General features: G+C 66.1%; 12 protein-coding genes. 6 read left to right on the forward strand and 6 right to left on the reverse strand.

The window, feature by feature from the left end:
- Positions 1 to 48 precede the first annotated feature (48 nt).
- Together RIN18_RS09325 and trpD are read right to left on the reverse strand one after the other, a co-directional pair.
- Positions 49 to 1035 carry a PHP domain-containing protein gene (locus RIN18_RS09325; protein WP_309103693.1) on the reverse strand — a complete coding sequence of 329 codons (987 nt, stop codon included), beginning with the start codon at positions 1033 to 1035 and terminating at the stop codon, positions 49 to 51.
- 8 nt (positions 1036 to 1043) lie between these two features.
- The gene (gene trpD / locus RIN18_RS09330) at positions 1044 to 2108 is read right to left on the reverse strand and encodes an anthranilate phosphoribosyltransferase (protein WP_309103694.1); all 1065 of its coding nucleotides are present in this window, start codon (positions 2106 to 2108) and stop codon (positions 1044 to 1046) included.
- 182 nt (positions 2109 to 2290) lie between these two features.
- Between trpD and RIN18_RS09335 the strand changes: the two genes are divergently transcribed.
- From RIN18_RS09335 to RIN18_RS09360, 6 genes are all read left to right on the forward strand, one after another.
- The gene (locus RIN18_RS09335) at positions 2291 to 2920 is read left to right on the forward strand and encodes a heme-copper oxidase subunit III (protein WP_309103695.1); all 630 of its coding nucleotides are present in this window, start codon (positions 2291 to 2293) and stop codon (positions 2918 to 2920) included.
- Between the two features lie 20 nt (positions 2921 to 2940).
- Positions 2941 to 3744, forward strand: a complete 804-nt coding sequence (locus tag RIN18_RS09340) for a cytochrome c (RefSeq protein WP_309103696.1) — start codon at positions 2941 to 2943, stop codon at positions 3742 to 3744.
- A gap of 36 nt (positions 3745 to 3780) precedes the next feature.
- Positions 3781 to 4857, forward strand: a complete 1077-nt coding sequence (locus RIN18_RS09345; RefSeq protein ID WP_309103697.1) for a Rieske 2Fe-2S domain-containing protein — start codon at positions 3781 to 3783, stop codon at positions 4855 to 4857.
- Positions 4854 to 6671: a cytochrome bc complex cytochrome b subunit gene (locus tag RIN18_RS09350; protein ID WP_309103698.1), complete on the forward strand. Its 1818-nt coding sequence runs from the start codon at positions 4854 to 4856 to the stop codon at positions 6669 to 6671. Before RIN18_RS09345 ends, RIN18_RS09350 begins: the two co-directional genes overlap by 4 nt.
- Positions 6672 to 6808: 137 nt before the next feature.
- A complete protein-coding gene (locus RIN18_RS09355) occupies positions 6809 to 7309 on the forward strand; it encodes a GNAT family N-acetyltransferase (protein WP_309103699.1) in 501 nt (166 codons plus the stop codon).
- Between the two features lie 103 nt (positions 7310 to 7412).
- A complete protein-coding gene (locus RIN18_RS09360; protein ID WP_309103700.1) occupies positions 7413 to 7832 on the forward strand; it encodes a rhodanese-like domain-containing protein in 420 nt (139 codons plus the stop codon).
- Between the two features lie 205 nt (positions 7833 to 8037).
- On the opposite strand, the gene RIN18_RS09365 is transcribed toward RIN18_RS09360, so the two are convergent.
- The 4 genes from RIN18_RS09365 to erpA form a co-directional block, all read right to left on the reverse strand.
- On the reverse strand, positions 8038 to 8472 hold the full coding sequence (locus tag RIN18_RS09365) for a cytochrome c oxidase subunit 4 (protein ID WP_309103701.1): 435 nt from the start codon (positions 8470 to 8472) through the stop codon (positions 8038 to 8040).
- Between the two features lie 3 nt (positions 8473 to 8475).
- Positions 8476 to 10143, reverse strand: coding sequence for a cytochrome c oxidase subunit I (gene ctaD / locus RIN18_RS09370; protein ID WP_309103702.1), 1668 nt, complete (start codon positions 10141 to 10143; stop codon positions 8476 to 8478).
- A gap of 78 nt (positions 10144 to 10221) precedes the next feature.
- Positions 10222 to 11124, reverse strand: a complete 903-nt coding sequence (gene coxB, locus RIN18_RS09375; RefSeq protein WP_309103703.1) for a cytochrome c oxidase subunit II — start codon at positions 11122 to 11124, stop codon at positions 10222 to 10224.
- Between the two features lie 95 nt (positions 11125 to 11219).
- Entirely contained in the window at positions 11220 to 11582 is a 363-nt protein-coding gene (erpA, locus tag RIN18_RS09380) for an iron-sulfur cluster insertion protein ErpA (RefSeq protein ID WP_309103704.1), read from the reverse strand.
- Positions 11583 to 11634: the final 52 nt, after the last annotated feature.

The raw sequence follows: 11634 nt of genomic DNA on the forward strand, positions 1-11634 counted from the left end.
TCTTCCATGACCCGCGCGGTCGCCGCGATCTCGGCGGACTGACCTCGTTCAGTCCGCCCAGGCGCGCAGTCGTTCCAGACCCCAGGTCGTCACGATCCGCGACGCGGGCACCCCGGCCTGTTCCGCCCGCTCGGCGCCGTGATCCAGCAGTGACAGCTGCCCCGGCGCGTGCGCATCCGAGTCGATCGAGAACAGGCATCCGGCATCGAGCGCGATGGCTATGAGCTCATCGGGCGGATCCTGTCTTTCGGGCCGGGAGTTGATCTCCACCGCCACGCCGTTCGCTGCACACGCGGCGAACACGGCTTCGGCGTCGAACTCCGACGCCGGCCTGGTGCCGCGACTGCCCTCCACGAGACGGCCGGTGCAATGGCCGAGCACGTTCACCCGCGGGTCGGAGACCGCAGCGATCATCCTCGCGGTCATCGCCTTCGCGTCCATGCGCAACTTGGAATGAACGGAGGCCACGACGATGTCGAGCTCGCGGAGCAGGTCGTCCTCCTGGTCCAGCGTGCCGTCCTCCAGGATGTCGACCTCGATGCCCGCGAGCAGCGTGAAGCCGTCTCCCGACTGCGCCCGCACGAGCGGGATCTGCTCGCGCAGTCGCTCCGCCGACAGTCCGCGGGCGACGCGAAGGCGCGGTGAGTGGTCGGTGATGGCCTGATACTCGTGTCCGAGCGTCCGCGCCGCCTTCGCCATCACCTCGATCGACGTCGTCCCGTCCGACCACTCGGTGTGCGCGTGAAGGTCACCGCGCAGCTTGGCCCGCAGAGCCGAGACCCGTTCCGGCTCCACGTCGCCGCGCAGCTCGACGAGGTAGTCGGGCACCTGTCCGGATTGCGCCTGCCGGATGACCGCGAAGGTGGACTCCCCGATGCCCTTGCTGGCACGCAGTCGCACCGGGTCTTCACGCACCTCGTCATCGAGCGCCTGGAGCGTCGCCGCCGCCTGACGGAACGCCTTCGCCCGGTACCGCGACGCGCGCTCGCGCTCCAGCAGAGAGGCGATCTCGAGCAGCGCGTCGACGGGATCCACAGTGCCTCCTATGCCGTCGCCAGCTCGCGCGAGACGGCCACCCATTCATCCAGCTTCGCCGCCGCGCGGCCGTCGTCGACAGCCCGCGCGGCGCGGTCGTATCCCTCGCGGAGGCGCTCGAGGATGGGACGCTGCACCTGCGTGGCATCCTGAGACAGTTCGAAGGCGACGATCCCAGCGGCAGCGTTCAGGAGGACGATGTCGCGCACCGGGCCGGCCTCTCCGGAGAGCGTGCGCCGCAGCACCTCGGCATTGTGCTCCGGGGTGCCGCCGACGAGGTCGGCGAGATCGGCGAGCGGGATGCCGAGATCGCGTGGATCGAGGTCGTGCTCGTGGATGTCGCCGCGCGTCACCTCCCAGATGCGGCTGTGCCCCGTGGTGGTGAGCTCGTCGAGACCGTCGTCGCCGCGGAACACGAGAGCGGTCGCGCCCCGGGTCCGGAACACCCCGGTGATCAGGGGCACGCGCTCGAGGTGCGCGACACCGACCGCGTTGGCTTCGGCTCTCGCCGGGTTGCAGAGCGGACCGAGCATGTTGAACACGGTGGGAACTCCGAGTTCGGCGCGCACGGCGCCGGCGTGCCGGAAGCCGGGGTGGAACGCCGCCGCCCAGGCGAAGGTGATCCCCGTCCGGTCGAGCACGGCCGCGACCGCGGCGGGATCGAGCGACAGCTCGAGGCCCAGGGCTCCGAGCACGTCCGACGATCCGGATGCGGAGCTCGCGGCCCGGTTACCGTGCTTCACGACGGGGATGCCCGAAGCGCCGATGATGATCGCGGCGGTCGTCGAGACGTTCACCGTGCCGATCCGGTCGCCGCCGGTGCCGACGATGTCCAGCACGTCGGGCGACACGGGCAACGGGACGGCTGCTTCGAGGATCGCATCGCGGAAGCCGACGATCTCGTCGATGGTCTCGCCCTTGGCACGAAGCGCGACGAGGAATCCCGCGAGCTGCGCCTCGGAGAGCTTGCCCTGCATGACCTGTCGCATCGCCCATGTCGACTCCCACACGCTGAGGTCGCGCCGCTCCAGCAGAGAGGTGAGCACGTCGGACCAGGTCAGCGAATCAGCCATGTGTGCGATCCTATCGGCGCCGGTTGCGGCGCCCGCCCGGATGGCCGCCGGCGGCCGGCCCCGGTTTCGCGGTGATCCAAGGCGGATTCGCAGCCACTTCTTAGGGTCCCCTAAGCGGAAGACACCCGGATCGCGGGCCTCCGGTGCGAGAATCACCCCTCGAGATCGGCCATAATGGAAGAGTGACGACCTCAGCGACGTATGCCCAGGCGGCGAGAACGATCAAGCGGCCCAACCCGGTAGCTGTCGGCACCATCGTGTGGCTCGGCAGCGAGGTGATGTTCTTCGCGGGACTGTTCGCGATCTACTTCACTCTCCGCAGCACGTCGCCCGAGTTGTGGGCGGAGCGCACAGAGCTGCTGAACGTCCCGTTCGCGGCGATCAACACCGCGATCCTGGTGCTCTCCTCCTTCACATGCCAGATGGGTGTCTTCGCCGCTGAGCGCCTGCAGCCGTACACCAACAAGAAGCGCGGCATGCTCGGCTGGGGCATGGTGGAGTGGTTCTTCCTCACCTTCGCACTCGGCGCGATCTTCGTCTCCGGTCAGGTATGGGAGTACGCGCAGCTCGTCGCCGAGGGTCTGCCGATCAGCGCCGACTCGTACGCGTCAGCGTTCTACCTCACCACCGGCTTCCACGCACTGCACGTCACCGGCGGGCTCATCGCGTTCCTGCTCGTCATCGGCCGCGCTTACGCCGTCAAGAACTTCACGCACAAGGAGGCGACCTCCTCGATCGTGGTGTCTTACTACTGGCACTTCGTCGACGTCGTCTGGATCGTGCTGTTCCTCGTTATCTACTTCCTGAAATAAGAGCGGAGCTGATCCCCGAGATGGCACGAGAGAAGAAGCGCCGCTCCAGCGGTCGTCGCAGCCCGTTTGCTGCGGCCGCACTCATCGGAGCAGGCCTGATGATCACCGGCGCCGTGTACGCCGGTGCGTCCGCCGCATTCGCGGCCACGGACACGCAGGCGTCGGCATCCACCCAGCTGACGGTGGAGGACGGCGAGAAGCTGTTCACCGCGAACTGCGCGACGTGCCACGGCCTCGACCTGCAGGGCACGCCGAACGGCCCGAGCCTCTACGGCGTCGGCGAGCTGGCGACGGAGTTCCAGGTGGCCACCGGCCGGATGCCCCTTCAAGCGCAGGGACCCCAGGCACCGCAGAAGGAGCCGCAGTTCACTCAGGAGCAGATCGAGGCGATGGCGGCGTACGTCCAGTCGATCGCGCCCGGTCCCACCTACCCGGACGCCCACCTGCTCGACGGAGAGGGCGACGTCTCGAAGGGTGCGGAGCTGTTCCGCGTCAACTGCGCGATGTGCCACAACGTCGCCGCAGCAGGAGGTGCGCTCACCGAGGGGAAGTACGCGCCAGGCCTGGCCGACACCAGCGCGCTGCACATGTACGCCGCGATGGTGACCGGGCCCCAGAACATGCCCGTCTTCGGCGACATGAACCTGTCTGACGAGGACAAGCGCGACATCATCTCGGCGCTGCTGTTCCAGCAGGAGTCCGTGCAGGTCGGCGGTGCTTCGCTCGGCTCCCTCGGACCGGTCTCCGAGGGTCTGTTCATCTGGATCTTCGGCATCGGCGCACTGGTCGCCATCACCGTGTGGATCACGGCGAAGTCCAACTGACGCTTATTCATCGAAGAGGAACGTACGAGGAGCACCATGGCACACGACGACGACTCGCAGGCTCTTGACAGGGCCTACCAGCCCTCTCCGGGGCTGGGTGTCGCAGTCAGCGACCCCGTGCGCAATCCTGGACTGCCGCCGCACCGCGAGCGGATCACCGACAAGGATCCGCGCGCCGAGAAGAACGCCGCCCGCACCGTCTACTCGCTGTTCTACCTGTCGCTCGCCGGCAGCATCTGGGCGGTCGCCGCCTACATGCTGTTCCCGATCGAGAGCGGCGCTCTCATCGACATCCGCAACAACAACCTCTTCATTGGACTCGGCATCGCCCTCGCGCTGCTGGCACTGGGCATCGGCGCGATCCACTGGGCGAAGGCCCTGATGTCCGACAAGGAGTTCGTCGAGCACCGCCACCCCACGCGCGGCAAGGACTCGACGCGCGAGGCCGCCGTCAAGGCGTTCGCCGACGCCAACGAAGAATCCGGATTCGGTCGTCGTGCGATGATCCGCAACTCGCTGTTCGCAGCGATCGTCGCCTCGATCGTGCCCGGTGTGATTCTCTTCCGCGGACTGGCACCTCACTCCTCGGCGGAGAACCCGACGGCGGGCGATCCCGTCGCGCTGCTCAAGCACACGATGTGGGACAAGGGCATGCGTCTCGCGCGCGACCCTGACGGCACCCCGATCCGCGCGGCGGACGTCACGCTGGGCTCGGCCTTCCACGTCATCCCCGAAGAGCTCGCCGAGGTCAGCCACCATGACGGTTACCTCGAGGAGAAGGCCAAGGCGATCGTGCTCCTCATGCGTCTGCGCCCCGAGCAGCTCATCGAGTCCGAAGAGCGCAAGGACTGGTCGTACGACGGCATCGTCGCGTACTCCAAGGTCTGCACTCACGTCGGCTGCCCGGTCGCTCTGTACGAACAGCAGACGCACCACCTGCTCTGCCCGTGCCACCAGTCGCAGTTCGACGTCACCGACCACGCCAAGGTCATCTTCGGCCCGGCCGCCCGGCCGCTGCCGCAGCTGCCGATCACGATCGACGACGAGGGCTACCTCATCGCACGCAGCGATTTCACCGAGCCCGTCGGCCCGAGCTTCTGGGAGCGCCATTGAGCACCGCAACGCTGTCCAAAGAGGACAATGACACCAAGGCACCGCTCGGCGGTCGCTTCGTCGGCGCTGCGTCGAACTACATCGATGAGCGCACCAGCCTCTCCGGGTTCGTCAAAGAGCTCGGTCGCAAGATCTTCCCCGACCACTGGTCGTTCATGCTCGGCGAGATCGCGCTGTGGAGCTTCGTGGTCGTGTTCCTCTCGGGAACCTTCCTGACGTTCTTCTTCCAGGCGTCGATGGTCGAGACCCACTACACGGGTGCATACGCCCCGATGCGGGGCATCGAGATGTCGGCAGCGCTCGAGTCGTCGCTGCACATCTCATTCGACCTGCGCGGCGGACTCCTGGTCCGCCAGATCCACCACTGGGCGGCACTGGTGTTCATCGCCGGCATCGGCGTGCACATGCTGCGGGTGTTCTTCACCGGCGCGTTCCGCAAGCCGCGAGAGCTGAACTGGGTGATCGGCTTCGTGCTGTTCATCCTGGCGATGGCCGAGGGCTTCACCGGCTACTCCCTTCCCGACGACCTGCTCTCGGGTAACGGGCTTCGGATCATCGACGGCATGGTGAAGGGTCTGCCGCTGATCGGCACCTGGACGTCGTTCCTGCTGTTCGGCGGCGAGTTCCCGGGCACCGACATCGTCGGCCGTCTCTACACGCTGCACATCCTGCTGCTGCCCCTGCTGGTGATCGGGCTGATCGTCGTGCACCTGATGCTGATGGTGATCAACAAGCACACGCAGTTCGCCGGCCCCGGTCGCACCAACGACAACGTCGTCGGATACCCGATGATGCCCGTCTACATGTCGAAGATGGGCGGCTACCTGTTCATCGTGTTCGGCGTGATCGTCCTCGTCGCGACCTTCTTCCAGATCAACCCGATCTGGAACTACGGGCCCTACGATCCGTCGCCCGTCTCGGCCGGCACGCAACCGGACTGGTACATCGGTTTCGCTGACGGCGCGCTGCGATTGGCCCCGTCGAACTGGGACATCGTGTTCCTGGGCTACACGTGGTCCTTCGGCATCCTGGCACCGGTCGCAATTCTGGGCCTGTTCATCGTCGTCGTCGCGATCTACCCCTTCCTCGAGGCGTGGATCACGGGTGACAAGCGCGAGCACCACATCGCCCAGCGTCCGCGCAACGCGGCGACGCGCACAGCGATCGGCACCGCCGGCGTCATCTTCTACGCCGTGCTGTGGGCGGCGGCATCCTCCGACCTCATCGCGACGCACTTCTCGTTGACCATGGAGGGCGTGATCCACTCCCTGCAGGCGCTGCTGATCATCGGACCGGTGCTCGGATACTTCGTGACGAAGCGCATCTGCCTCGCACTGCAGAAGAAGGACCGCGAGATCGTTCTTCACGGGTACGAGTCCGGGCGCATCGTCCGCCTCCCGGGCGGCGAGTACATCGAGGTGCACCAGCCGGTCGACGTGTACGACCGCTGGAAGCTGATCGACGTGGATGAGTATCAGCCGCTCGTGGTCCGCCCGAACGCCAAGGGACGCATCCCGTGGACCGAGAACGTCCGCTCGGCGATCTCCCGCTGGTTCTACGAGGACCGTCTCACCCCGCTCACCCAGGCGGAGATCGAGGCCGCGGATGCCCACCAGCACCATGTGCTCGCGGGCACCGAGGAGGCAGAGACGGCCGAGATCCAGAGCGCTCACGAGCGCGCCGGGTTCCCGGACGCGCCGCTCGTGGCGACCGAGGATCACGTCGGTGAAACGGCCAACACGCCCAGCACGGTCATCGCGACCGAGCCTGCCGAGAAGCCCTCGAAGAAGAAGAAGTCCGAGGACGGCGAGTAGCCGCCACTCCCCACGAGGGCCCGTCGAAGCGGTGATGGGGCCCTCGTGCGTTGCACCGAGGCCGTTCGACAGAAAGGAGCGGCGCCATGACCGCCACCCACGACGGAGGGCGCGCCGGTGAGGAGAGCCGCGGCGGCATGGCGATCCGCGCCGCGCGGCCGTCCGAACTGACCCGTCTCGAACAGATCGAGCGGGCAGCTGACGAGCTGCTCGTCGAACGCTTCGGCGCGAAGGAATGGCCTCCGCCCGCCACCGCCGCCGAGCGTGCGGCGCTGCCCGGCTTCATCCTCGTCATCGAATTCGCCGACACCGCACGCCCCGTCGTCGGCTTCGTACACGTGCTCGAGATCAATGGGCATGCGCATCTGGAGCAGCTTTCCGTTTTACCCGACCACGGGCGGAAGGGCTACGGACGGATGCTGGTCACCGCGGCGAAGCACGAGGCGCGGCGTCGAGGGTATCGGGCGATCACCCTGCGGACATACCGCGACGTGCCGTGGAACGCTCCGTTCTACGCGTCGTGCGGCTTCCGGGTCAGCACCCCGTCGACGCCGTTTCTGAGCGGGCTGGTGGACGTCGAAGCGCGGCTGGGTCTGGAACGGTACGGTCGACGAGTCCACATGACAGCCGAGCTCTGATCCGATCAGTCGCGGCGAACGTGCGCGTTCGAATGGCGGAATTCCGAGCATCCGCGACCGACACACGCGCGACGCGGATCGACGTCGTCCATATGCTGACACCATGATCGATCGCGCAGACTTCTTCGCCGCCAAGCTCGCATCCGAGACCGATCCCAGCGATGTGCATGCCGCCCGCAGGGCAGGCGAAGACATCGTGGTCGTCGATGTCCGCTCGGACGAGGCGTGGGCGCAGGGTCGGGTCGCCGGCGCCATTCACATGCACTACAGCGAGATCGCGACGCGTGCTGCTCCCGAGATCCCGGCCGACGCGCGAGTCATCGTGTACTGCTGGAGTCCCGGATGCAACGCCGGCGCCAAAGGGGCCCTGGAGTTCGCCAAGCTCGGCTACGACGTGCGTGAGATGATCGGCGGCTTCGAGTACTGGGCGCGCGAGGGCTACCCGGTGGAAGACGCCGACGGTGTGCACCACCGCCCCATCGACCCCCTCACGGGTGTGCCCCGCCTTCGTACGCGCGCCTGAGACGAGGCGAGGGCGGGCACAAGACCGCCGCACCCTTGTTGACGCACCACAGGGAGTGTGAGTCACCACGCCACACGTGACGTCTCACGACGCCTGTCCGGGTTCACGCCCGAAGAGATGTATCGAACGGGAACCGAAGCTCTCCACGCTGCGCCCACGTCGAAGGCCCCCGGAAATCCAGGGGCCTTCGACGTGATGAATGAGATCAGCGGGCGAAGTGGCCGCGATAGTACTCGTAGACCCACCCGATGATCGCGACGACGAAGATCGCGAGTCCGATCGGAAGGAGGAACTGTCCGACGGCGAGACCGACGACGAACACCGCAGCAGAGCCCGCCAGCACGATGGGCCACCAGGACCAGGGGCTGAACTCACCGAGCTCCGGGTCACCGTCGTCGATGTCTGCCGTCAGGATGTCTTCCGGCAGCTCGCCGCCCTGCGCCCGGTGGGTGCGGTCGAGGTAGAACGCGACCATCGCGCCCATGAACGCCGCGAAGAACAGCGCGACAGTACCCACCCACTCGATACGGTTGACGATCTCGAGGTGCTGGTTGGTGAGGATGCTCCACCCGGTGTAGACCACACCGACGAGCGCGAAGAAGGCGGTGAGCACCCACCAGAGAATGACGTTGTCGCGCATGGCTCAGTGGACCTCTCGTTCGCCGGCGTATGCGGGCTCGGGGACGGGGAACGCCTGCTCCGCTGCCTCCGGGTGATTCAGATCGAACGCCGGACGCTCACTGCGGATGCGCGGGATCGAGGTGAAGTTGTGCCGCGGCGGCGGGCAGCTCGTGGCCCACTCGAGCGATGCCCCGTAGCCCCAGGGGTCGTTGACCATGACCTTGGGGGCCTTGCGGGCGGTGATCCACACGTTGAGGAAGAACGGCAGCATCGAGGCTCCGAGGATGATCGCGCCGATCGTGGAGACCTGGTTCTGCCAGGTCCAGCCGTCGGCCGCCGAGTAGTCCGCGTAGCGGCGGACCATGCCGTCGACACCGAGCCAGTGCTGGATGAGGAACGTCATGTGGAAGCCGATGAACAGCATCCAGAAGTGGACGTAGCCGAGGCGCTCGTTGAGCATGCGTCCGGTCCACTTCGGCCACCAGAAGTAGAAGCCGGCGAACATGGCGAAGACCACGGTGCCGAAGACGACGTAGTGGAAGTGGGCGACGACGAAGTACGAGTCGCTCAGGTGGAAGTCCAGCGGCGGAGCCGCGAGGATGATGCCGGTCAGACCACCGAAGACGAACGACACGAGGAATCCGAGCGAGAACACCATCGGCGTTTCGAAGGTGACCGATCCACGCCACATCGTGCCGATCCAGTTGAAGATCTTCACGCCCGTCGGCACCGCGATCAGCATCGTCATGAGCGCGAAGAACGGCAGCAGCACGGAGCCGGTCACGTACATGTGATGTGCCCACACGGCGACCGACAGAGCAGCGATCGCGATCGTCGCGTAGACGAGCGTCTTGTATCCGAAGATCGGCTTGCGGCTGAACACCGGGAAGATCTCCGAGACGATGCCGAAGAACGGCAGCGCGATGATGTACACCTCGGGGTGCCCGAAGAACCAGAACAGGTGCTGCCACAGGAGCACGCCGCCATTGGCCGGGTCGTAGATGTGCGCGCCGAGGATGCGGTCGGCAGCGGCGGCGAAGATCGCCGCGGCCAGCACCGGGAAGGCCATGAGGACCAGGAGGCTCGTGACGAGCGTGTTCCACGAGAAGATCGGCATGCGCCACATCGTCATGCCGGGGGCGCGCATCGTGATGATGGTCGTGATGAAGTTCACGGCACCGAGGATCGTTCCGAAACCGGAGATGCCGAGGCCGACCATCCAGAGGTTCCCGCCGGCGCCGGGAGTGAACGTCGCGTTGGCGAGGGGCTGATAGGCGAACCAGCCGAAGGAAGCGGCTCCCTGCGGGGTGAGGAAGCCTGCGACAGCGATCGTGGACCCGAACAGGAACAGCCAGAAGGCGAATGCGTTCAGACGCGGGAACGCCACATCGGGTGCGCCCAGCTGAAGCGGGAGGATGGCGTTGGCGAACCCGGCGAACAGCGGCGTCGCGAACATCAGCAGCATGATCGTGCCGTGCATCGTGAACAGCTGGTTGTACTGCTCCTTGGTCGGGACGATCTGCATCCCGGGGGCGAAGAGTTCCGCACGGATGACGAGCGCCATCACTCCGCCGAGCAGGAAGAACAGCACGGATGCGATCAGGTACATGTACCCGATCGTCTTGTGATCGGTGGATGTGATCCACTTGACGACGATGTTGCCCTTCTGCTCGACGCGCGAGGTGCTCATCAGAGCAGCCTGGCGGGCGGGCAGAGCGGTGGGGCGAGAGCCGTGAGCGTCGAACGACGCGGCGCTGGTCGACATGGTTTACTCAGCCTCTTCCTCGGAGTCGGTCTGGCCCTTCGTTCCGGGGAAGTTGCCGAGACGGTCGTACGCATCGGAGATGTCTCCGGTGTTGCCCTGCTCCTCGAGCGATTCGAGGTAGGCCTCGTACTCAGCCTGCTCCACGACCTTCACGTTGAAGAGCATCATCGAGTGGTACTCACCGCAGAGCTCGGCGCATTTGCCCTGATACTCGCCGACGCGGGTCGGGATGAAGGACCAGGAGTTGTCCTTCCCGATGAACATGTCCTTCTTGTAGAGGAAGTCGATGATCCAGAAGGAGTGGATGACGTCGCGGGACTGAAGGTCGATCGTGACCTTCTGGTCGACGGGAAGCACCAATGTGGGCAGCTGCGCCTCATCGATGTTGCCCTCGGCATCGGGCTGGGCCTGGATGCCCATCGTCCAGACGGCGTCGGAGTTGTCCTCCTCCTCGCCGTTGTACATGAAGTCCCACGCCCACTGCTTGCCGATCGCAGTGATCTCGACGTCGGGGTCATCCCATACCGTCTCGATCGCGCTCTGGTCGCGGGCGGTGAAGAAGAACATCCCGAGCACGAGGATGAGCGGCACGACCGTGTAGAAGATCTCGATCGGCATGTTGTAGCGCATCTGCACGGGCAGGCCGGTCTGGCCCTTGCGGCGGCGATACGCGATCGCCGCCCATGCCATCAGGGCCCACGTGATCACGCCGACCGCAAGCAGGACGATCCAGGAGTTCACCCAGAGCGACGACACGCGCTCGACCTGGTTGGTGGTGGCGGTGCCGCCATCCTCGAAGCCCGGAAGATAGCCGTTGAGCTCGGTGGGAGTACATCCCGCCAGAGCCACGGCTGCCGCCACTCCCAGGGGGAGAGCGGCCCAACGAAGGCGGCGTTTCGAGGGCACGATGCACCTTTCAGATCGCGGACAGGGCACACTCAAGTCTAGGGCAACCTCACACCTGATTCATGCCAAGCGCGCAGGTTGGCGGGTGCCTCGACTCAGTGGAAGCTGTCGCCGCAGGCGCAGCTTCCGGCCGCGTTGGGGTTGTCGATCGTGAAGCCCTGCTCGGAGATCGTGTCCTTGAAATCGATGGATGCGCCGTCGAGATACGGAACGCTCATGTTGTCGACGATGACCTCGACGCCCCCGAAATCGACGGTCTCGTCACCCTCGAGGAACCGCTCGTCGAAGTACAGCTGGTAGATGAGACCCGAGCATCCGCCGGGCTGCACGGCGACGCGAAGTCGCAGATCGTCGCGGCCCTCCTGCTCGAGCAGGTTCTTCACCTTGGTCGCCGCCGCCTCGGTCAGGCTGATGCCGTGGGCGCGGGTGGTCGGTGCTGTCAGTGTGGTGTCGCTCATGTCGCTCCTTGTGACGGGCCGGGCTCGGCGCAGTGCTCTTATCGATTGTACC

This window comes from Microbacterium sp. (assembly GCF_031179285.1).
Classification (GTDB): domain Bacteria; phylum Actinomycetota; class Actinomycetes; order Actinomycetales; family Microbacteriaceae; genus Microbacterium.